The organism is Halostella limicola (genome assembly GCF_003675875.1).
Taxonomy (GTDB): domain Archaea; phylum Halobacteriota; class Halobacteria; order Halobacteriales; family Natronoarchaeaceae; genus Halostella; species Halostella limicola.
The window spans coordinates 280,324-302,418 of sequence record NZ_RCDI01000002.1 but is presented as its reverse complement, the minus strand read 5'-3'; the positions used below and the strand labels follow the sequence as shown (position 1 = coordinate 302,418).

18 protein-coding genes are annotated in these 22,095 nt (G+C 68.7%); 10 read left to right on the top strand and 8 right to left on the bottom strand.

Annotation, left to right across the window (positions count from 1 at the left end; all coding sequences use genetic code 11):
* The first annotated feature begins 22 nt into the window (after window positions 1–22).
* Window positions 23–862, top strand: a complete 840-nt coding sequence (locus D8670_RS09575) for an ABC transporter permease subunit (RefSeq protein WP_121817889.1) — start codon at window positions 23–25, stop codon at window positions 860–862.
* A gap of 117 nt (window positions 863–979) precedes the next feature.
* On the opposite strand, the gene D8670_RS09570 is transcribed toward D8670_RS09575, so the two are convergent.
* On the bottom strand, window positions 980–2,038 hold the full coding sequence (locus tag D8670_RS09570; protein WP_121817888.1) for an NAD(P)-dependent glycerol-1-phosphate dehydrogenase: 1,059 nt from the start codon (window positions 2,036–2,038) through the stop codon (window positions 980–982).
* Between the two features lie 282 nt (window positions 2,039–2,320).
* Between D8670_RS09570 and D8670_RS09565 the strand changes: the two genes are divergently transcribed.
* Window positions 2,321–3,274: a helix-hairpin-helix domain-containing protein gene (locus D8670_RS09565; protein WP_121817887.1), complete on the top strand. Its 954-nt coding sequence runs from the start codon at window positions 2,321–2,323 to the stop codon at window positions 3,272–3,274.
* Window positions 3,275–3,565: 291 nt separating this feature from the next.
* On the opposite strand, the gene D8670_RS09560 is transcribed toward D8670_RS09565, so the two are convergent.
* A complete protein-coding gene (locus tag D8670_RS09560) occupies window positions 3,566–4,555 on the bottom strand; it encodes an NAD-dependent epimerase/dehydratase family protein (protein WP_121817886.1) in 990 nt (329 codons plus the stop codon).
* 118 nt (window positions 4,556–4,673) lie between these two features.
* On the opposite strand from D8670_RS09560, the gene D8670_RS09555 reads away from it, so the two are divergent.
* Window positions 4,674–5,084, top strand: a complete 411-nt coding sequence (locus tag D8670_RS09555) for a GIY-YIG nuclease family protein (protein WP_121817885.1) — start codon at window positions 4,674–4,676, stop codon at window positions 5,082–5,084.
* A 12-nt stretch (window positions 5,085–5,096) separates the two neighbouring features.
* Here the strand turns inward: D8670_RS09555 and gltB are convergent, their stop codons facing one another.
* Both gltB and proS read right to left on the bottom strand, forming a co-directional pair.
* On the bottom strand, window positions 5,097–9,620 hold the full coding sequence (gene gltB / locus D8670_RS09550) for a glutamate synthase large subunit (protein WP_121817884.1): 4,524 nt from the start codon (window positions 9,618–9,620) through the stop codon (window positions 5,097–5,099).
* Window positions 9,621–10,037: 417 nt separating this feature from the next.
* Window positions 10,038–11,492 carry a proline--tRNA ligase gene (gene proS / locus D8670_RS09545; protein ID WP_121817883.1) on the bottom strand — a complete coding sequence of 485 codons (1,455 nt, stop codon included), beginning with the start codon at window positions 11,490–11,492 and terminating at the stop codon, window positions 10,038–10,040.
* A 193-nt stretch (window positions 11,493–11,685) separates the two neighbouring features.
* On the opposite strand from proS, the gene D8670_RS09540 reads away from it, so the two are divergent.
* Both D8670_RS09540 and D8670_RS09535 read left to right on the top strand, forming a co-directional pair.
* A complete protein-coding gene (locus tag D8670_RS09540; protein WP_121817882.1) occupies window positions 11,686–12,063 on the top strand; it encodes a DUF7344 domain-containing protein in 378 nt (125 codons plus the stop codon).
* Between the two features lie 5 nt (window positions 12,064–12,068).
* Window positions 12,069–12,770, top strand: coding sequence for a DICT sensory domain-containing protein (locus tag D8670_RS09535; protein WP_121817881.1), 702 nt, complete (start codon window positions 12,069–12,071; stop codon window positions 12,768–12,770).
* Here D8670_RS09535 and D8670_RS09530 read toward each other — a convergent pair.
* Entirely contained in the window at window positions 12,767–13,243 is a 477-nt protein-coding gene (locus D8670_RS09530; RefSeq protein ID WP_121817880.1) for a DUF7984 family protein, read from the bottom strand. The genes D8670_RS09535 and D8670_RS09530 overlap by 4 nt on opposite strands.
* Before the next feature lie 419 nt (window positions 13,244–13,662).
* On the opposite strand from D8670_RS09530, the gene D8670_RS09525 reads away from it, so the two are divergent.
* Window positions 13,663–15,594, top strand: coding sequence for a beta-CASP ribonuclease aCPSF1 (locus D8670_RS09525; RefSeq protein WP_121817879.1), 1,932 nt, complete (start codon window positions 13,663–13,665; stop codon window positions 15,592–15,594).
* Between the two features lie 300 nt (window positions 15,595–15,894).
* Window positions 15,895–16,308, top strand: a complete 414-nt coding sequence (locus D8670_RS09520) for an EamA family transporter (protein ID WP_121817878.1) — start codon at window positions 15,895–15,897, stop codon at window positions 16,306–16,308.
* On the opposite strand, the gene D8670_RS09515 is transcribed toward D8670_RS09520, so the two are convergent.
* From D8670_RS09515 to D8670_RS20895, 3 genes are read right to left on the bottom strand one after another with little or no spacing between them, the layout of a single operon-like run.
* Window positions 16,305–17,138 carry an endonuclease III domain-containing protein gene (locus tag D8670_RS09515; RefSeq protein WP_121817877.1) on the bottom strand — a complete coding sequence of 278 codons (834 nt, stop codon included), beginning with the start codon at window positions 17,136–17,138 and terminating at the stop codon, window positions 16,305–16,307. The two genes, D8670_RS09520 and D8670_RS09515, sit on opposite strands and share 4 nt — an antisense overlap.
* Before the next feature lie 37 nt (window positions 17,139–17,175).
* Window positions 17,176–17,589 (bottom strand): DUF371 domain-containing protein, encoded by a 414-nt coding sequence (locus D8670_RS09510; protein ID WP_121817876.1) that lies wholly within the window; start codon window positions 17,587–17,589, stop codon window positions 17,176–17,178.
* A gap of 25 nt (window positions 17,590–17,614) precedes the next feature.
* Window positions 17,615–17,776, bottom strand: a complete 162-nt coding sequence (locus D8670_RS20895) for a hypothetical protein (RefSeq protein ID WP_162994251.1) — start codon at window positions 17,774–17,776, stop codon at window positions 17,615–17,617.
* Between the two features lie 112 nt (window positions 17,777–17,888).
* Here D8670_RS20895 and D8670_RS09505 point away from each other — a divergent pair, with 112 nt between their 5' ends.
* The 3 genes from D8670_RS09505 (at window position 17,889) to sppA (ending at window position 22,055) form a co-directional block, all read left to right on the top strand.
* Window positions 17,889–19,754 carry a glycoside hydrolase family 2 protein gene (locus D8670_RS09505; protein WP_121817875.1) on the top strand — a complete coding sequence of 622 codons (1,866 nt, stop codon included), beginning with the start codon at window positions 17,889–17,891 and terminating at the stop codon, window positions 19,752–19,754.
* A gap of 252 nt (window positions 19,755–20,006) precedes the next feature.
* The gene (locus tag D8670_RS09500) at window positions 20,007–20,888 is read left to right on the top strand and encodes a coiled-coil protein (protein ID WP_121817874.1); all 882 of its coding nucleotides are present in this window, start codon (window positions 20,007–20,009) and stop codon (window positions 20,886–20,888) included.
* A gap of 159 nt (window positions 20,889–21,047) precedes the next feature.
* A complete protein-coding gene (gene sppA, locus D8670_RS09495) occupies window positions 21,048–22,055 on the top strand; it encodes a signal peptide peptidase SppA (protein ID WP_121817873.1) in 1,008 nt (335 codons plus the stop codon).
* Window positions 22,056–22,095: the final 40 nt, after the last annotated feature.

The following is a 22,095-nucleotide window of genomic DNA, read 5'->3' as shown; positions in this document are numbered from 1 at the left end:
CGACCCCGACGGAGGTGACGCCATGAGCGTCGCGAACGTCCTCCTGAAGGACTTCAAGGACGTCCGACGGGCGAAGCTCGTCTGGGCGCCGGCCCTGCTGTACACACTGTTCATGCTCCTGTTCTTCTGGGGGCAGAGCCAGGGCACGGAACCGGACTTCTATCAGGTGCTGTGGGGACTGGCCGGCATCGGCGGCGCGATGCTCGTGCCGCTGATAGCGCTGGTGGCGGCGTACCTCTCGATCGCCGGGGAGCGCGAGTCCGGCAGCATCAAGTGGCTGCTCGGGCTGCCGAACTCCCGGTCCGACGTCGTCTTCGGGAAACTGCTCTCCCGGTCGGCAGTCGTCACCGCGGGACTGTTGCTGTCGTTCGCGGTCGGCGTGGGCGCGGCGGCGGTGCTGGTGCCGGACATGACCTTCGAGTACGGCGACTACGCGACGTTCGTCGCCGTGACCGTCCTGTACGCGCTGGCGTACGTGGCCGTCGCGGTCGCCATCTCGGCCTCGACGTCGAGCCGGTCCCGGGCGATGGGAAGCGCCATCGGCTTCTTCTTCGTGTTCAACCTCGTCTGGAACTTCCTGCCGGTCGGCCCGGCGCAGATGCTGCAGTTCGTCGCCGACGAGTTCGGCTTCGACGTCTCGCAGAACACGATCAACCTCATCTACAGCCTCAGCCCGACCGGCGCGTACATGAACTCCATGAAGCTCATCATGCCGGACCAGTTCATGCGCGGCGTCGGGGCCATGGTCACCGACCTCCCGTTCTACCTGGAGGGGTGGTTCATGGTCGTCATCATGGCCGCGTGGGTCGTGGTGCCGGTCGCGCTCGGCGCGTGGCGGTTCCAGCGCGCGGAACTCGGCTGACCACCAGTCGAGTCGGCGGGCCGTCAACGCGCCGCCTCGTGGGGAGTATTGTGACCGTCTCCGGTATACGCCGATCCCGCGACGGCGAAATACGGAGACGAACTACGACAGCCCCTCTCAGATGACGCCGGTCTTTCTCGCGGCCTCGCGGGCCGCGTGCTCCTCGACGCCGTTGCCGAGGATGGTGTACCGGTCGCGGATCTGGTGGGCGGTCGTCAGCGCCTCGATCACGGTCTCGTCGTCGATGCCGAGCTCGTCGGCGGTGGTCGGCGCGTCGATGCTGGCGAGCGCCGCCCGGATCTCGCGCCAGATGCCGCGGTCGCCGCCGTGGAGGTAGGCCGTGACGATGGAGCCGACGCCGACCTGATGCCCGTGCAGCGCCTCGTTCGGCGCGATGCGGTCGAGCTGGTGCGAGAAGAGGTGCTCCGCGCCGCTCGCCGGTCGGGAGGAGCCGGCGATCGACATGGCGACGCCGCTGGAGACGAGCGCCTTCACGACGACCCACGCCGACTCCTCCAGGCCGGGCCGCACCGTGTCGGCGTTGTCGACGAGCATCTCGGCGGTCATCTCTGCGAGCGAGGCGGCGTACTCCGAGTACTCGACGTTTTTCAGCCGGTTGGCGAGCCGCCAGTCCATCACCGCGGTGTAGTTGCTGATGATGTCGGCGCAGCCGGCGGTGGTGAGCTCCCACGGCGCGTCCGCGAGGATCTCGGTGTCGGCGACGACCGCGAGCGGCGGGTCGGCGGCGACGCTGTGGCGCGTATCGCCCTCGGGAACGGAGCCGCGGCCGGAGACGATCCCGTCGTGGCTCGCAGCCGTGGGGACGGAGACGAACCCGCGGCCGATGTCGTCGCTGGCCATCTTCGCGATGTCGATCGGTTTCCCGCCGCCGACGCCGACGAGGAAGCCGGGGTCGACCTCGCGGGCCTTGTCGATCACCGTCTGGATGGCGTCGAAGCTCGCCTCCTCGACGAGCACCATCTCCGGCTCGTTGCCGGCCTCGGTGAACGCCTCGGCGATCCGCTCGCCGGCGATCTCCCAGGGAGAGGGGCTGGAGACGATGAGCGGCGTGCCGTGCAGATGAAGCTCGTCGACGGCGTCGACCGTCTGGTCGAGGACGCCGTGGCCCACGACGACGTTGCGGGGCAGGCGGATCCACGTCGACTTGTCGAACATACCTGTGCCGTCTCGTCGGGGGGTAAAGGGGTTTACCCCTCCGAGCGACCGTGTTCGACCGGTCGCGGGGTGACAGAGTGGGATCCCCTCCTCACTGCCGATCTCCTCCCGCGGCGCCCGAGTCGTCGATTATACCGTTGAGACTGTTCTGGTTCTCAAAACCATTAGATGACATCAGATGGTTTTTGTATCCATACCGTGGACTCAATTTATACCATCGTGGCCCTTCCTTACGCACACAGCAGAACGAGGCGACGCGGTTCGCCTCGGCACCAGATAACCATGACAAACGCAACGACGCCCATCGAAGCGGCATTCGAACTGCAGCGCCGAACCGTCGAACACAGCCAGCAGCTGGTCGAGCAGAGCCTCGACTTCCAGCAGAACGCCGCCGAAGCGTTCTTCCAGAGCGGTCTCTCCGCACAGCGCAGCGCCCAGCGCCAGGCGACCGAACTATCGCGGGAAGTCTTCGACGCCCATCTCGACGCGGTCAGGTCGGCCGTCGACGACGACGAGTTCCGCGCGACGATCGACCAGCAGTTCGAGGACAACGCAGAGCAGACCCAGACGCTGCTGAACCAGCAGTACGAGCAGGGCGCCGACCTGTTCCAGCGTCTGCTGCACGTCCAGCTCGACGCGCTCGAGTCGGCAGTCGACGACGTCGACGTCCAGTCGGCGGTCGACCGGCAGTTCGACGAGTTCGAACGGAGCCAGGACGAGGCCTGGGACGAGTTCGAAGCGGAGTTCCGCGAAACGGTCGAGGACCTGTCCGAGCGGCAGAAGCGGCTGCTCGCGGAGTCGACCCAGTCGTTCCTCGACGCCCAAGAGGAGGCCGAACAACAGACCGTCGAGGGCGTTCAGCGCGCCGAAGAGACCGCCGAGTCGGTCCAGCAGCAGACCGAAGAGACCGTGCGGACCGCCCAGCAACAGACCGCCGCGGTCACCGAAACGACTCAGGAAGCCACCAGAGGAACGGCCGGTGACGCCGCCGAAGCGACCGAAGACGTCGTCGTCGAGACCACCGATGCGCTCGAGGACGTCGCCGGGCAGGAGGCCGAACAGGAACTGGAAGCCATCGACGGCATCGGCTCGACGTTCGCCGAACGACTCGCCGACGTCGGCATCGAGAACGTCAACGACCTCGCGTACGCGCAGGCGGAGACTGTCGCCGAGGCCGCTGATATCTCGGAGACTCAGGCCGAGGACTGGATCGAGGCGGCGGAGTCCCAGGAGTAGTCCCCGGTCCCGGTTTCACGACGCGGTCGTCGAGATTTTTTGCGATCCGCGACGCGCAGACGCGTCTTCTTCGACGACGCCGAGAAACACCGGCGGGTCCGTCTGGTCTCTCAAACGCACCGCGGCGCGTTGACGGTCGACCGCGGGTCAGCGCACTCGTCCCGTCGGCGCTGCTCTCGGTGAGTCCTTCGGAGGGACGGGCCGTCGCGTTCTCGCGGGACGACGGCCGCGCAGTGGATGGGAGGAGCGTGTTCCTCGAAGCGAACGCGCGACCCTCCTACCTCGCCCGGTCTAGAGCGTGTCCAGCACGCCCAGCACGCGCTCCTCGGCCTCGCGGCCGGGGTCGTGCTCGCTCCCGTCGCGGTCGCTCTCCATGTGGTCCTCGACGCTGCGGGCCATCGCCTCGTCGAGCGGCGTCGACTCCCACCCCAGGCTCGCCAGTTTGTCCGTGGCGAGGATGTGCGGGTAGTCCCGATAGAGGATGAAGTCGTCGAGCGCCAGCCCCGCCGCGGCGAGTTCCCGCTCGCCGGCGTGGACCGTCTCGATCTCGGTACCGAGGCTATCGGCGATCAGTTCGACCATCTCCCCGAGCGTGACCATCCGTCGGTCGCCGACGTTGTACGCCTCGCCCGGGTCGCCCTCCTCGGCGACGACGCGGATGGCGCTCGCAACGTCCTCGACGTACGCGCGGTGCCAGACGTTCGTCCCGTCGCCGGGAACGACGATCCGGTCGAACCGGTTCACGCGGTCGATCCAGTAGTCCAGGCGCTCGGTGTAGTCGTGCGGCCCGTACACGATGCAGGGCCGGACGCTCATCGCGTTCACGCCGTCCGCCGCCGCCGCGAACACGGCGCGGTCGCCCTCGGCTTTCCGCGGGCCGTACGAGGACTGGGAGTCGTCGGTCGCCTGCTCCTCGGTGCACTCGCACAGCGGCGTCTCGCCCTCGCGCTTCGGCAGTTCCTCCCGGCCGTAGGCGGACCCGCTGGAGACGAAGACGTAGGCGCCGACGTCGTCGAAGATCCGCGTCGCCGTCCGCACCTCGCGGGGCTTGTACGCGACGCAGTCCACGACGGCGTCGGGGTCGGCCTCGCGCGCGGCCGCCGCGAGGTCGCCGTCGTCAGTCCGGTCGCCCTCGATGTGGGCGACGTCGTCCGCATCGGCGAACGGGTTCTCGTGGTTCCCGCGGTTGAAGACGGTGACCTCGTAGCCGTGCTCGCGGAACTCGTCGACGACGTGGCGGCCGATGAAGCGCGTACCGCCGATGACGAACAGGTGGTCCATACGTGCGGGTGCGGACAGCGTCAGCAAAACGGTGGCGATCGCAGAGACGGGCCGTGTCAGCCGGAAGCAGGCGTAGCGGATCGGGCCTTTCAACTGCGACCGTCGCCCACTCTCGCCCGTGCCCGGAACGTACGTCCTCGTCGTCGATCTGGCCGAACCGGCGACCGTCGAGGTCGGCGCGCTCGGCGACCGCGAGTTCGACGCCGGCACCTACGCCTACGTCGGGAGCGCGTTCGGCCCCGGCGGGTTCTCGCGGGTCGACAGGCACCGCGAACTCGCGGCCGGGGAGCGCGACGCCCGCCACTGGCACGTCGACTACCTGCTCGGCCACCCGTCGGCGTCGCTCGCGGAGGCGATCACGTACCCCGACGCCGACATAGAGTGTCACCTCGCAGGCGCGCTTCCCGGCGAGCGGGTGTCCGGCGTGGGGGCCTCGGACTGCGACTGCGACGCGCACCTGCTCGCCGCGCCCAACCGGGAGGCCCTGCTGGCGGAAGCCCGAACGATCCGGAAAAACGAAACCGAATAGGACGGCGGCGCGTCAGTCGTCGGACGACGCCGCGAAGCCGGTCGACTCGGCAGACGCACCGACCGTCGCGGGTTCGGGCGGGGACTCGCGGACGTCCTCGGCCCCCTCCTCGGTGATGACGCGGTGGTACGCGTCCGGCATCACCTTCACGAACCGGGGGAGGTACTCCTCCCAGTTCTCCAGCACCTCCTTGCCCTTCTCGCTGTCCGTGTAGGCGACGTGGTTCTCGACGAGGCGCTTCAGCATGCGGCGGTCCTTCTCCTCCAGGGAGTCGGAGAGCGTCACCATGCCGGTGTTCGCCTTCGACTCGAAGTCGCCGGACTCGTCGAGGACGTACGCGACGCCCCCGGACATGCCGGCCGCGAAGTTCTTCCCGGTGTCACCGAGTACGGCGACGGCGCCGCCGGTCATGTACTCGCAGCCGTGGTCGCCGACGCCCTCGACGACGGCTTTCACGCCGGAGTTGCGGACGGCGAAGCGCTCGCCGGCGACGCCGTTGACGTACGCCTCGCCCTCGGTCGCGCCGTACAGCGCGACGTTGCCGATGCAGATGTTCTCGTCGGCCTCGTAGTTCGCGGTCTCGGGCGTCGTCACCGAGAGCTTGCCGCCGGAGAGGCCCTTGCCGACGTAGTCGTTGGCGCTCCCGGTCAGGTGCAGCGAGACGCCGCCGGCGAGGAACGCGCCGAAGCTCTGGCCGGCGGTGCCCCGGAGGTCGACGTTGACGGTGTCCTCGGGGAGGCCGGCGACGCCGTGGCGCGACGACACCTCGTTCGACAGCATCGCGCCGACCGCGCGGTCGGCGTTCGTCACGTCGGTCACGACGTCGACCGGCTCCTCGCGCTCCAGCGCGGCCTCGGCGGCCTCGATCAGGTCGTGGTCGAGCTGCTCGTCGATCTCGTGGGTCTGCTCGCGGATCTTCCGGCGCTGGTCGCCGTTCGGCACGGCGAGCACTTCCGAGAGGTCGACGTTGCGGGCCTTCGGGTGGTCGACGTCGTCGCGCTGGGCGAGCAGGTCGACGCGGCCGACCATCTCGTCGACCGTCTCGAAGCCGAGTTCGGCCATGATCTCCCGCAGCTCCTGCGCGATGAACGTCATGTAGTTGATGACGTGCTCGGGCTCGCCGGGGAACCGGTTGCGAAGCTCCTCGCGCTGGGTGGCGACGCCGACGGGGCAGGTGTTCTTGTGGCACTGGCGGGCCATCACGCAGCCGCTGGTGACGAGCGACGCCGTGCCGAACACGTACTCCTCCGCGCCGAGCAGCGCGCCGACCGCCACGTCGCGGCCGGTCTTCATGCCGCCGTCGACGGAGACGCGGATGCGGTCGCGAAGGTCCGTCTCGGCGAGCATCTGGTTCGCCTCCGCGAGGCCGAGCTCCCACGGGAGGCCGGCGTTCTTGATGGAGGTGCGGGGACTCGCACCGGTGCCGCCGGAGTGGCCCGAGATGTGGACCACGTCGGCGTTGGCCTTCGCGACGCCGGCCGCGATGGTGCCGATGCCCGCCTCGGAGACGAGCTTGACGTTGATGTCGGCCTCGGGGTTGGCCGCCTTCAGATCGTGGATGAGCTGCTTGAGGTCCTCGATGGAGTAGATGTCGTGCAGCGGCGGCGGCGAGATGAGGCCGACGCCGGGCGTCGCGTGGCGGACGTGGGCGATCATCTCGTTGACCTTCATTCCGGGCAGGTGGCCGCCCTCGCCGGGCTTCGACCCCTGCGCCATCTTGATCTGGAGCTCGTCGGCGCTCGACAGGTATGCCGAGGTGACGCCGAAGCGGCCGGAGGCGACCTGCTTGACGTTGCACTCCTTCTCGGTGCCGAAGCGCTCGGGCGGCTCGCCGCCCTCGCCCGTGTTCGACTTGCCGCCGATGCGGTTCATCGCGATGGAGTTGTTCTCGTGGGCCTCCGGCGAGATGCTCCCGAGGCTCATCGCGGCCGTCGAGAAGCGCTCGACGACGTCGGCGATCGGCTCGACGTCCTCGACGGGGATCGACTCGCGCTCGTCCGCGGCGAACTCGAGCAGCCCGCGGAGCGTCTGGAGGTTCTCCCCCTGGTCGTTGATCTTCTCCGCGAAGTCGAGGTAGGTGTCGTAGTCGCCCTGACGGACGGCCTGCTGGAGCGTGCCGACCGTGTCGGGGTTCCACTGGTGGTGGATGCCGTCCGAGCGGTGCTCGTACTCGCCCACGCGCTCGATGTCCGCGCCCTCGAAGGCCGCCTCGTGGCGCGCTTCGAGGTCCTCCTCGATCTCCTCGATACCGATGCCGCCCGTGCGGGACTCCGTGCCCTCGAAGTACTCGGCGACGAAGTCGTCGTCGAGGCCGACCGCCTCGAAGATCTGCGCGCCCTGGTAGCTCTCGACCGTCGAGATGCCCATCTTCGCCATCGTCTTCAGAAGGCCGTCCTCCAGCGCGCCGACGTAGGCCTCGACGGCGTCCTCCACGTCCGCGCCGTCCTCGCCGGCGACGACGTCGGCGATGGTCTGGTAGGCCAGGTAGGGGTTGACGGCGTCGGCGCCGTAGCCGACGAGCGTCGCGAGGTGGTGGACCGCGCGCGGGTCGCCGCTCTCGACGACGATGCCGGCGTGGTTGCGCAGGCCGTTCCGGACGAGGTGGTGGTGGACCGCGCCCATCGCCAGCAGGCTGGGGATCGGGACGCGGTCGGGACCCGCTGCGCGGTCCGAGAGGACGATCACGTCGTTGCCGGCCTCGATGGCCTCGCGGGCGGCGTCGCGGACGTCCTCGACGGCCTCGCGGAGGTCTTTCTCGGGACGGTAGGTGACGTCGACCGTCTTCGAGGAGATGCCGTTCGCGGAGACGTTGCGGATCGCCGCCGTCTGGGCGTCGGTGAGCACCGGCGAGTCGAGCACCAGCTGTCGCGCGTGGTCCTGCGACTCGGCGAGCAGGTTGCGCTGGAAGCCGAGCCGCGATTCGAGGCTGGTGACGAGCTCCTCGCGGATGTAGTCCAGCGGCGGGTTCGTCACCTGCGCGAACAGCTGCTTGAAGTAGGTGAACAGCGGGCGGTTGTAGTCCGACAGCACCGACAGCGGCGTGTCGTCGCCCATGGACCCGACGGGGTCTTTCCCCCGCTTCATCATCGGCTCGATGAGGTTCTCCAGCTCGTCGCGGCTGTAGCCGTACGTTGCCTGGTGGGCGCGCAGGTCCTCGACGCTCGTCCGCGGTTCGCGGTCGTCGGCGACGTCGTCGAGGTGGACCTGCTCCTGGTCGACCCACTCGCCGTACCGCTCGTCGACGAGGTCGTCGAACACCTCGTCGTCGGGGATGACGCGGCCCTCCTTCGGGTCGGCCAGGAAGATCTGACCGGGCTTGAGCCGGCCGCGCTCCTCGATGTCCTCGGGGTCGGTCTCCAGCGCGCCGGCCTCGCTGGCCATGACGAGCGTGTTGTCCGTCGTCACGTCGTAGCGACAGGGACGCAGGCCGTTGCGGTCGAGCACGGCGCCGATGCGCTCGCCGTCGGTCGCCGCGACGAGGGCGGGACCGTCCCACGGCTCGACGAGCGAGGCGTGGAAGTCGTACCAGTCCCGCCGGTCCTCGTCCATCGCGTCGTCGCCCCGCCACGCCTCCGGGATGAGCATCCGCAGGGCGTGCGGGAGGTCGCGGCCGTCCTCCATCAGGAGTTCGAGCGCGTTGTCGACGGAGGCGGTGTCGGACTGCTCGGGGTCGTTGATGACGGGCTTGATCGTCTCCACGTCGTCGCCGAGGGTCTCGCTCACGAGGTCAGTCTCGCGAGCGCGCATCCAGTTGATGTTGCCCTGGATGGTGTTGAACTCGCCGTTGTGGATGATGTTGCGGTACGGGTGCGCGAGGTGCCACGCGCCGAGCGTGTTCGTCGAGAAGCGCGCGTGGACCATCGCGAACGTCGACTTCACGCGCTCGTCGGTGAGGTCGGGGTAGTAGTCGGCGACCTGGTCGCCCTTGAGGAGGCCCTTGTAGACGACCGTCTCGCGGTCCAGCGAGCAGACGTAGAAGCGCTCGGCGCCGTCGGGCGACTCCGCCTCGACGCGGTTCTCCAGCGCGCGGCGGGCGACGTACAGCGCGCGGTCGAACCCGTCGACGTCGAGCCCGTCCGGGCGGACGAAACACTGCCGCACGTCGGGTTCGGACTCGACGGCGGTCGCGCCCAGGTCCGCGTTGTCGGTCGGTACGTCGCGCCAGGCGAAGACGTCGAGGTCGTACTCGACGAGGGTCTCCTCGACGAGGTCGGTCAGGACCGCTGCGGCGGCGTCGTCCCGCGGGAAGAACATCGATCCGACGGCGTAGGTGTCGGGCAGCGAGGCATCGAGAACTCCTTCGAAGAACTCGTGGGGCGTCTGCAGCAGGACGCCGGCCCCGTCGCCGGTCGACTCCTCCGCGCCGGTCGTGCCGCGGTGTTCGAGGTTCTCGAGCAGTTCGAGACCGTCGGCGACTACCTCGTGGCCGGTGCCGTCGTCGAGGTCCATGACGACCCCGACGCCGCAGTTGGACCGCTCGTCCGTCGGGTCGGCGAGACCCTCGGTGCGGTCCGGTCGCGTGTGTGGCTCTTTCATACCCCGTACGAACGACTGCCCCAATAAGAGGTTACTCCTAAATGGCTAAGTGTAATACACACCCATACTAGGGCATTAATATTATTGAACTACGCGAACGTGCACCGGCGATCGGTCGTCGTACGGTCGGAAAGGACGGGATCGAGCACGAAAGTAGACGATCGAGAGGGATAATCACCGGACGCGAGACTTTGGGTTTGGATGTGTGCGACAATCTGTCCAGAACGGACAAACAGTTATTTGGCCTAATTCTTGACAAACATCAGTCCATGCGAGTGAATGCCACGGCCTATTCGATAGCCCCGTTGCGGGGAATGTCGTGGGGGATCTGTCAGACCGGCGAACGGCCCCGGCGCGGTCGACGGTCGAAAGGAGGGAGGAACCGTCGGACCGCGATCGCACCGGCCTTGACTCGGCTCAGTAGGACTTCGCGAAGTAGGCCGTCTCCGTCGCCTCGTCGCCGCAGACGCCGCACTCGTCGTCGAGGGGCTCCTCGTCCCGGTCCAGCGGGGTCATGACGATCTCGGCGGCGATCTCCTCCTTGATGGCGGTCTCGCAGGCCTCGTCGCCGCACCACGGCGTCTTCACGTAGCCGCCGTAGCGGCCGATGGTGCCGAGGATGTCCTCGGGGCTGTGGGCCTCGCGGATGTTCTCCTCCAGATTCTCCTCCGCAGCGGCGTACAGCTTGTCGTACACCGCGTCGAAGTGGTCCTCGACGGCGTCGACGATGCCGCTGCGCTCCTCCTCGATCGTCTCGCCGTCGGGCCGGTGGACGACCGTCACGCGCTCGTCCTCGACCTCGTTGGGGCCGATCTCGAAGCGCACCGGGACGCCGTTCAGCTCGTGCTCGTTGAACTTGAAGCCGGGGTTGCGCTCGTCGCGGTCGTCGAGTTCGACGCTGACGCCCGCGTCTTCGAGCTCGGCGGCGATCTCGGCGGAGTACTGGAGCACCTCGTCTTTGGTGTCCTCCTGCCAGATGGGGACGATGGCGACCTGCGTGGGGGCGACCGTCGGCGGGAGGACGAGCCCCTGGTCGTCGCTGTGGGTCATGATCAGTGCGCCGAGCGCGCGCCAGGAGAGCCCCCACGAGGTGGTGTGGGCGACCTTCTCCTCCTCGTTCTCGTCGAGGAAGGTGATGTCGAACGCCTCGGCGAACGACTGGCCGAGGTAGTGGCTGGTGCCGCCCTGCACGGACTTACCGTCGGGCATCAGCGCCTCGACGGTGGTCGTCGTGTCGGCGCCGGGGAACTTGTCGTGGGGCGGCTTGCGACCGCGCAGCACCGGGATGGCGAGCACGTCCTCGTAGAGGCGCTCGTACTGGTCGAGGCGGGTCATCGTCTCGTCCCAGGCCTCGTCCTCGGTCTCGTGGGCGGTGTGGCCCTCCTGCCAGAGGAACTCCTTGGTGCGGAAGAACGGCTTCGTCTCGGTGGCCTCCCACCGGACGACGCTACACCACTGGTTCAGACGCAGGGGCAAGTCGCGGTGGCTCCGCGTCCACTGGGCCATGAACGGCGCGATGATGCTCTCGCTCGTCGGGCGGACGGCGAGTCGTTCCTCCAGTTCCTCGTGGCCGCCCTTGGTGACCCACGCCACCTCGGGGTCGAACCCCTCGACGATGTCCTTCTCCCGTTCGAGGAAGCTCTCGGGGATGAACATCGGGAAGTAGGCGTTGTCGACGCCCGTCTCCTTGAACCAGCCGTCGAGGTGGTCCTGGATCGACTCCCAGAGGGCGTACCCGCGGGGACGGGTGATGATGAACCCGCCCATCGGCGCGTAGTCCGCGAGACCCGCCTTCTGGACGACCTCGGCGTACCACTCGCCGGGGCTGTGCTCCTTGCTCTCGGTTATCCCGAGCTCCTGCTCGCCACTCATGTTCCTTCGTCGTGCCACCGTGGTAATAAACGCGCCGTGTTCGTGCCCCGCGCCGCTCGTCGCGGCGGACCGGCTCCAGTGACCGCCCCGCTCCGGCGCGGCGAGACGTGACAACGCGTGACAAAAGCCTTCTTGCGCGTCGCTGTCGTACGAAACGACGTGCCGCCGGAACGCCGATCCGTCCTTCCGAATCATGGCATCCGATCACATCGACGACGTGCTGGTTACGCTCAGCGACCCACGGCGACGGCACGTGCTGTACTACCTGCAGCAGCACGGCTCAGCCTCGATCGAGGAATTAGCGGACGTGCTCACCGGCTGGCTGACCGTCGCGGACGACATCGTCGTCACGCCGAAGCGCCGACAGGACGTCAGGCTGGGACTCTACCACTCGCACCTGCCCGCGCTCGCCGACGTGGACCTGGTCTCGTACGACCAGTCGAGCGGCGACGTCTCGCTCGAATCGCTCCCCGACTACGTCGACGCGCTGCTGGGGGAAACGCTCACCGTCGAACGGCGCGAGTCCCCCCGGGCCGCGACGGTGTCGGACGGCCCGTCCCGCGAGGAGTGACAGCGATGGCGCTCGCGGACTTCATCGAGGCGACCGAGGCGGAGGAGCAGACCGTCGTCGAGTACTCGCCCTCGCCGTCGTCGGAGCTGGAGGAGCTGTTCGCGACGCGCAACGTCCAGGTGGTTCACCGGACGCTCCCGGACGACGGGAGCCGCGGGTTCGTCGTCGTCAGGCGCGGCGGCGACTTCTACGGCGCGCTCTCGCTCGCGGCGATCGAGCGCGCGCTCGCACCGTCCGTGGGAGCCCCTGGCGCGCGCGCCGAGGCGGCGTTTCGCGACTTCCTCGATCTCTTCGACGAGACGGTGTTCACCGCCTACGACCGCCGGAAGATGCTCGCGACGTCCAGGGAGATAGAGGACCGCGCCTGGCGGGTCGGCCGGGGCGCGCTGTACGCCGGGTTCCAGTCGGCGGACGCGCTGCAGCGCCAGGCGCGACTGTACGGGCAGTTCGGCGAGAAAGAGGACCTCGACGTCCACGTCTACCTCGCCGACGACTGGGAGTCGCCCGCGCTCGACGCCGTCACGATCCACGCCGAGTCCGCCGCCGAGATCGGCGACGTGTGGTTCGTCGTCTTCGAGTCCCCCGACGAGATGTACACCTGCGCCCTGATCGCGGAGGAGCGCTCCGCCGGGGAGTTCTACGGTTTCTGGACCTACGACCCCGACACGGTCGGCGACGTCGTCGCCTACCTCCGCGGGACGTACTAAACCCGGAACGGGCTCGGCCCCTCGGTCCAGTCCCAGCCCGGCAGCCGCGTCTGGAACCCCGCCGCGAGCGCGGCGTCGAGGTCGTCGCTCCCCGCGGTGGCGTCGTCGGGGTGGTGGGTGACGTCGGCGTAGTGAAAGGCGGCCTCGCCGAGCAGGTTCAGCGGCTGCCCGCCGGCGATCATGCCCGCCAGTTCCCGCCCGAGCAGCTCGTCGACCACGAACCCCGGATAGTCGCCTTCGACGTCCAGATCCCGGAGGAGACGCACCAGCGCGGCGACGTTAACCGCCAGGTCGCCGTCGGCGAACACAGCGTCGACTTCCTCGCGGTAGCGCGCTTCGGAGACGCGGTCGACGTCTGTCTCGAAGATCTCCGTGAAGTCCGCCCGGATGTCGTTGATCAGCGGCACGACGACGTCCGCGCGCTCGCGGACCCAGTCTCGTTCCGCCCTGACGGCGTCGGGAGAGAGTCGCATCGACCGGCGATAGGGCGCCCACCGGCATCACTCCGGCGGGCGTCGACCGTTCCCCCGGCTGTCCTCCTCTCGGGGATCGACCGTTCCACCCCGTCCCTCTCGACGGCCGACCGCGCCGGCGCGGTCCGGTATTGCGAAGGCTTTTATAACAAGGAAGTAATATGCCCGAGTAAGCGGGTTCTCCCAGTCCTTCCCGCAACGAGTGGGACCGATCCCCGCGCGTGACGCCGAATCACGCCGCCCACAGGACAACCCGGACGATATCCCTATGTGTACCGTATTGCGACGAAGTGACGAATCGCCGGACAGCGCGTCGACCGCAGGGGCGGTCGCGAGCGTCCGGCGGCGCGACGACGCGTCCGGCGCACCCGCGGACGACAGGGAGGACCCCGACGGAACAATGCTATCCAGTTCTCATTATGAGTTCAGTTGACCAACAACTCGACGACCTGCGCACAGAGATCACGAGCGAACTCCCGAACGACATCACGGTGTCCGACGTCAAGTACGAGGGCCCCGAACTCGTCGTGTACACGCGCGATCCGAAGAAGTTCGCGCAGAAGGGCGACCTCATCCGAAAGCTCGCCAGCAAGCTCCGCAAGCGCATCACCGTTCGCCCCGACCCCGACGTCCTCTCGAAGCCCCGCGACGCTCGCGAACAGATCATGGCCGTCATCCCCGACGAGGCGGGCGTGACGGATCTGGACTTCCACGCTGACACCGGCGAAGTGGTCATCGAGGCCGAGAAGCCCGGCATGGTGATCGGTCGCCACGGGAGCACCCTCCGCGAGATAACGCAGGAGGTCGGCTGGACGCCCGAGGTCGTCCGCACGCCGCCGATCGAGTCCTCCACCGTCTCGAACGTCCGCAACTTCCTGAAGCAGGAGCGCGACGAGCGCCGCGACATCTTGGAGCGCGTCGGCCGCCAGATCCACCGCGAGGAGATGTCCGACGACGAGTTCGTCCGTATCACCACGCTCGGCTGCTGCCGCGAGGTCGGCCGCGCCGCCTTCATCCTCTCGACGCCCGAGACGCGCATCCTCATCGACTGCGGCGACAAGCCCGGCGCCGAGGGCGAGGTGCCGTACCTGCAGGTGCCCGAGGCGCTCGGTGCGGGTGCGCAGAACATCGACGCCGTCGTCCTGACCCACGCCCATCTCGACCACTCCGCGCTCATCCCCCTCCTGTTCAAGTACGGCTACGACGGCCCCATCTACACCACCGAACCGACGCGCGACCTGATGGGCCTCCTCCAGCTGGACTACCTGGACGTCGCCGCGAAGGAGGGCCGCGCGCCCCCGTACGACTCCGAGATGGTCCGCGAGGCGATCAAACACACCATCCCGCTGGAGTACGGCGACGTCACCGACATCGCGCCGGACGTGAAGCTCACGCTGCACAACGCCGGCCACATCCTCGGGAGCGCCGTCTCCCACTTCCACATCGGCGACGGCCTCTACAACGTCGCGTTCTCCGGCGACATCCACTACGACGACACCCGCCTGTTCAACGGCGCGGTCAACGACTTCCCCCGTGTCGAGACGCTCGTTCTGGAGTCCACTTACGGCGGCCGCAACGACTACCAGACCGATCAGGAGGACTCCGAGCGCAAGCTCAAGCGGGTGATTAACGAGACGCACGACCGCGGCGGGAAGGTGCTCATCCCCGCGTTCGCGGTGGGGCGCTCCCAGGAGATGATGCTCGTCCTCGAGGAGGCGATGCGCGAGGGCGACATCCCCGAGATGCCCGTCCACCTCGACGGGATGATCTGGGAGGCGACGGCCATCCACACCACCTACCCCGAGTACCTGCGCGACGACCTCCGCGACCGCATCTTCCACGAGGACGAGAACCCCTTCCTCGCCGACCAGTTCAACCACATCGACGGCGGCGAGGAGGAGCGCCGCGAGGTCGCCGACGGCGGCCCCTGCATCGTCCTCTCGACCTCCGGGATGGTCACCGGCGGCCCCATCATGTCGTGGCTCCGCCACCTCGGCGGCGAGGAGGAGAGCACGCTCACCTTCGTCGGCTACCAGGCCCAGGGGACGCTCGGCCGCCGCATCCAGAACGGCTGGGACGAGATCCCGATCAACGACCGCGACAGCAGCGGCCGCCGGGGCGGCAACACGCTCACGCTGAACATGGACGTCGAGACCGTCGACGGCTTCTCCGGCCACGCCGACCGCCAGGGCCTGGAGAACTTCGTGAAGACGATGAACCCGCGCCCCGAGAAGGTGCTGTGCGTCCACGGCGACGAGTCCTCGACGCAGGACCTCTCCTCGGCGCTGTACCACGACTACAACATGCGGACGTTCGCGCCGAAGAACCTGGAGACGTTCCGCTTCGTCTGAAAGCCCTCGGCGCTCCTTGGCAGTCGCGCCTCGCCCTTTCAATGTCCTCCAACGAGTGCCTTCGGCACTCGTTCCAGGCCCGCCAGTCTGCGCGAGCTACCGTGAGGCCTTCGGCCTCACGAGCCTTCACTCGCTTCGCTCGTGAAGACGCCGGCGGTCGCCGGCGTACGCTTCGAGCGCCTGCCCTCCCCCGTCCGCTCGGCATGAACGCCGAGCGCGGCCGCTTTATGATGGGTGGTTCTGCAGACGCCCGCGCTCGCTTCCGAAGCCGTTACCTCGGCCCCCGACCTCCCCTCGCACATGACGAACGCGGCGATACTGTTCGCGCTGGCGGCGATGGTCTCGTGGGGCGTGTGGGCGGTGCTCGCCGACGTGGCGACGCGGTACATCGACCCCGTCTCCGCGATGATCTTCTCCTACGCGACGAGCGTCGGCATCGCGCTGGCGTACGTCTACGCGCGGGACCAGCCCGTGGCGACGGCGAGGACCGGCGTGGCGGTCGCGCTCGGCGCGGGCGTGTTCGCGGGCATCGCGGCCGTCGCCTTCTACGCGGGGCTGGAGCGAGGGCAGACGAGCGTCGTCACTACCGTCAGCGCGCTGTACTTCGTCGTCGCGGCGGTGATCGGCGTCGCCGTCTTCGGCGAGACCGTCGAGGCGACCGACGTCGCCGGCGTCGGCTTCGCCGTGCTGGCCGTCGCGCTGCTGGCGCGCTAATCGCTCTCCGCGGCGGCGTCCGCGGGGTCCTCGACCTCGCCGGTCGCCGGGTAGACGCCCACCTGGTCGCAGAGGTCCTCCATCGGGCACGCCTCGGGCCCCTCCAGGCAGGCCGGCTTGCGCGCCGTGCAGTACTCGCGGCCGAACTGGATCATCGCCGTGTGACCGAAGCCGCACTTCTCCGCCGGTACCGTCCGCTCCAGTTCCGCGCGCACTCCCTCGTGGTCGGCGTCCGGCGGCGCGAGGCCGAGGCGGCGCGCGATTCGGTGGACGTGCGTGTCGACCGGGAAGACGCCGCCGCGGCCGCCCGAGAACAGCAGCACGCAGTCGGCCGTCTTCGGCCCGACGCCGTTGACCGAGAGGAGCCGCTCGCGGACCGCGGACGGCTCCCCCGACCGCACGAACTCGTCGAACGCCGCCTCGGAGCCGAACTCCTCCAAGACCCACTCGGCCGCACGGATCAGCACCTTCGACTTCTGGTTGTACAGGCCCGCGCCGGAGATGGTCTCGGCGAGTTCCGATCGCTCGGCCTCGGCGAGCGACTCGGCGAGGTCCCTGTCGCCAGCTCGCGCCTCGCCACCCCCGTACCGCTCCATCAGCGCATCGTGAGCGGGTTGGCTCGCCTTGTCGCTTGTGTTCTGGCTCAGGATCGTGCGGACCAGACACTCGAAGGCGTCACGGCCGCCGTAGGCCTTCTGCCAGTACATGCCGCCGAGGCGGTCGACGACGGCCTCCGATCGGGTCGTCGGGTCGTCCGCGGCGTCGAACTCCGCGGCGCGGCCGCCGCCGCTCTCGCCGCCGCTGATGTTCTCCGTCGGCTCGTCGGACATGCGCGCCACTTGGGGCGCTCGAAGGAAAGGCGTCCCGCTATTCGACGCGGACGGTCACGGTCAGGTCAGCGCCGTCCGCCAGCGCCTCGACCAGGTCGCGGTCGAACCCGGCGGCGGCGAACTCCGCGCCGAGCAGGAACGTCCGCTCGTCGACGTAGTCGCTGGTGCGGCCCACCATGCTGCGCTCGCTGGAGAGTTCGAGGTCGGGGTCGCCCCGGCCCCGCACGGTCTCCGCGTACCCGCCCACCTCGAAGGTGGCGGTGATGGTGGCGTCCGCGTCCCGGCAGGCCTCGACGAAGTCGGGGTCGAAGTCGGCGGGGGCGCGGTCGGCCTCGACCGCGAGGATGCAGTCGCCGGCGGGCGTGAGGTAGTCGTCCGTCGTCACCTCGAAGGTGCTCCCGTGCTCGGCGGTCACGTTCTCGTGGCCGCGAGCGCGGATGGTCTCTTCCATGGCCGCCGGTTGCCGACGCCGGCACTTAGCGGGAGCGCTTGACGACGGTCACCGTGACCGCGCCGCAGTCGCACTCGTAGGCGCGACGGACGCCGCCGTCGCGCTCCATCTCCAGCATCAGGTTCTCCTCGGTGAGCGGCCGCTCGCAGGCGTCGTCCTCGCAGGTCGCGGTGAGCCGTTCGAGCATGTTCGGCGCTTCGCCGCCACCTATTGTTAAAGCGACCCGTCCGCGGAGTGAAAGTGAAAGTGAAGCGACGACGTAACAATTATTTCACGTGGGTACAGTGTCGCGAGTAGTGATGACGGGCACGTGGACAGCGGCGGCGGTCGATCCGAACGACGACGGAACGCCTCCGGACGCCGAGGAGTGGGTCGACGTGACAGTGCCCGGACGCCCCGAGCGGTTCGCGGGCGAGGACGCGGTGGCGTACCGCCTGCGGTTCGACGACCCCCGCGCCGGCGACGCCCAGCGGACGGTGCTGGAACTCCGCGGCCTGTACGCCCACGCCCGGGTCTGGATGAACGGCGAACTGCTCGGCGACCACGACGCCTACTTCGCGCCGGCGAGATACGAGTTCGACCCCGAAGAACGCAACGAGCTCGTCGTCGAGTGCCGCGCGCCCGAGGACGCCTTCGGCGGGGTGCAGGCGACCGAGACGCTCCCCGACGAGGCCGCGGTCCCCGGTATCTGGTGGGACGCGCAGGTCCGCGTCCGCCCCGCGACGTTCCTCGACGACCTCTCGGTCGCGCCGCGGTTCGACGGCGACGACGCCGCGATCGAGGCGGCGGTCACCGTCGACGCCGAGGAGCCGATCGACGACTACGTCACGCTCTCGCTCCGCCCCGAGGGCTTTCGCGGCGGCGGCGCGATGGAGCGGGTCCGGGTCGCCGCCGACGCGGGCGAGCGAACGACCGTCACGCGCGAGATGGCGGTGCGGGACCCCTCGCCGTGGTGGCCGCAGGACCACGGCCCCCAGCACCGCTACACTGTCCGGGCGAAACTCGGCGACACGTCCGTCAGCGAGACGACCGGCTTCCGAACGGTCTCGTACGACGAGGACGACGGGCTGCTGGTCAACGGCCGGCGGGTGCGAGCCCGCGGCGTGAACGTCCTCCCCGCCGCCGACCCAGCGGCCGACGTGGAACGAGCGGCCGAGGCGAATGCGAATCTGGTACGCGCGCACGCGCACGTCCCGCCGCGCGAGTTCCACGAGGCGTGTGACGAGACCGGGCTACTGGTCTGGCAGGACCTCCCGCTCACTGGCCCCCGGGAGTACGACGTCGACCGCGGGCGCGAACTCGCGGCGGCGCTCGTCGACGAGTACGGCCACCACCCCAGTATCGGCGCGTACGGCGTCCACGACGACCCGCGCGACCCGTTCGCGGAGCCGCTCGGGGCCGGACGGACGAGCAGGTACCGCTTCCGCTGGCGCGCCTGGCGGACCGAGTACGACCACGGCGCCGACGAGTCGGTCGCCGAGGCGTTCCCCGACGAGGTGCCGACGTTTCCGGTGGCCGGGCCGCCCGGGACCGCGCCAGACGCCGCGCACCTCTACCCGGGGTGGAAGTACGGCGCGGCGACCGACGCCGAGTGGCTCCTCGACCGCTACCCCGACCTGGGCCGGGTCGTCTCCGAGTACGGAGCCGGCGCGCTCGCGGCCGACGTCGACGGCCCCGTGCCGGGGTTCGACGCCGAGGCCCACGCCGCGAAGGTCGACGCGGACGGCATCGACGCCTCGCAGGCGTACCAGACGGCGACGCTGAAAACCGTCACCGACGCGCTCCGCCGGCGCGGAACGGACGTGGCGGCGGCGTTCGCGCTCCGGGACCCCGCGCCGGGCGCGGGCATGGGCGTCCTCGCGCACGACGGGACGGAGAAGACGAGCTACGAGGCGCTCGCCCGCTCGTTCGAACCCGTCCAGACAGTCCTCGACGGACCGCCGTCGCCCGGAGCCGTCGGCGTGACCGTCGTCAACGACGGGCCGGACCCGGTCGAGCCCACGCTCTCGTGGGCGGCGGGCGACGCGGAGGGGACGGAGACGGTGACCGTCGATCCGGGCGAGCGGGTAGACGCGGGTGCGGCGTCGATACCGCCGGACGCGGAGTCGCTCGAACTCCTCCTGACGCTGTCCGACCGCACCGTCTTCAACGAGTACCGTTTATAACCGCCGCGCGAGGGTGTGTCAACCGTTTCCACGGCCTCGCTGGGCCGCTTGCTAACGGTTTTCAGTGGTTCTACCACCGATACATTTATAACCGAACCTGCCCAACTAACTGGTACCAGAACGTCACCGGCGTTCCGGCAGCATCGCTCGCACGGCCAGAATGACAGGGAATCCTTATCCACGGTCAGTAACACACGGTCAGCAGCGATTGCTCCGGGTCGGTGCGGTATGGCACAGAGGTTTGACTAACACATGGTAGACCAATCGAAAAACGTCGAACTCACAGAGGACGATCTCGACAACGAATCCAAAGGACAGCTCATCAAGAAGGCGGGACAGCTCCGCGACCGACGAAACGAGCTGAACCAGATGGCGTCGGAGCGCGCGTCCAAGCGCGACGACCTCAACGCGAAGACCCGCGAGAAGGTCGACGAGGCCCAGGAACACCGCGAGAAGCGCGACGAGCTCAACGAGCTGGTTCAGGAACACAAGGAGCAGCGCAACGAGCTGAACGCGAAGGCCAACGAGCTCTTCGACAAGGTCGAGGAGATGAAGTCCGACCTCGAACTCGACGAGGGTAAGGACCTGGAGGAGCTCGAAGACGAGATCGAGGAACTGGAGTTCAAGCAGCAGACCGAGGTGCTCAGCACCGAGGACGAGCGCGAGCTCATCGAGAAGATCGAGGCCAAGCGCGAGGAGTACCAGCAGCGCAAGGAGAAGCTCGACCAGAACGAGGACCTCGAGGAGTACGTCGAGAAGGCCGAGTCCGTCCGTTCCGAGGCCTCCAAGCACCACCAGAAGGTGACCGAGCTCGCCGACAAGGCCCAGGAGCACCACAACCAGATGATCGAGGCCTACCGCGAGGCCGACGACATCCGGGACGAGGCCGACGAGATGCACGAGAAGTTCGTCGAGGCCCAGGAGGCGGCCGACCGCCACCACGAGGACTTCGTCCGCGTCCAGAAGCGCCTGCGCGAGCTGGACAAGCAGGAGGAGGAAGAGCGCAAGTCCGAGCGCGAGCAGAAGGAAGAGGAGGCCAAGGAAGAGGCCGAGGAGATCTACCAGAAGTTCAAGGAAGGCGAAACCCTCGACACCGAGGACCTGATGAAGCTCCAGAAGACGGGGCTGCTGTAAGCGGTTTTCTCTCTACTCTGCGTTCTCCACCGGCGTAGCGACGCGTCCGCCGACACGACCCGGCGCGTCGCCGTTCTCCATCGCCGGCGACGCCTCGCGCGACGCCGCACTCCTCCACCCTTATCCGTTCGGACCCGTAACACGACTCCAGAGACGCCTATGCGAGACACGCTACAGTCGCTCGGACAGGTAGGGATCGTCGCGGTCGGCGCCCTGATCGCCGCCGCTGTCGGCGTGGGGCTGTTCGTGCTGGTGCCGGCCAGAACCTCCGCCGGCGTCCTCGGCGTTTTGCTCGTCGTGGCCACGGCGCTCGCGGGGCTGAAAGTCGCCGGCAACGTCGCGGGGTCGGTGTTCGCCGACTACAACGTCGGCGAGGTGGAGGTGTCGGGACCGATCACCGCCGACGGCGGCGGGATGCCGTTCCGTCCCGGGGGCGCGTCCGCGGACGACCTCGTCGAGCAGATCGAACGGGCCGACGCGGACGGGAACGTCGAGGCGCTGCTGGTGAAGCTGAACACCCCCGGTGGCCAGCCGGTCGCGAGCGACGACGTCCGGCGGGCTGTCGAGTCGTTCGACGGGCCGACGATCGCCCACGCGAAGGACCTGTGCGCGAGCGGCGGCTACATGATAGCCTGCGGCTGCGACGAGTTCGTCGCCCACGAGGACAGCCTCGTCGGGAGCATCGGCGTCATCGCGAACCAGCGGAAGTTCGCGGAGTTCGCCGACCGCTACGGCGTCGACCTCGAACGGTTCGTCGGCGGCGAGTACAAGGACACGCTCGACCCGATGAAACCGATCTCGGACGACGAGCGGGCGTACTTCCAGGGCGTCATCGACGAGAGCTACGAGAGCTTCGTCGACCTCGTCGCGGAGTCGCGCGACCTCGACCGCGAGTTCGTCGCCGACACCGAGGCCCGGATCTACCACGGCCGGCAGGCGAACGCGAACGGGCTGGTCGACGGGCTGGGCGCTCGCGACGACGTCGAGGAGCGACTCGCGGAGCGGGCGGACCTCGACGAGGCGACGGTCGAGCGGTTCGAGCCGGAGCGGGGGATCGGCGAGAAGCTGAGCATCGGCGCGCAGGCGGTCGCCCACGCGTTCGGGCGGGGGATCGCCGGCGTTCTCGCCGACCGCGACGGCTCGGTCGTCGAGTTCGAACTGAAGTAAGTCGGGGGTTTTTATTCTCCCACCGCGATGACGCATCCAC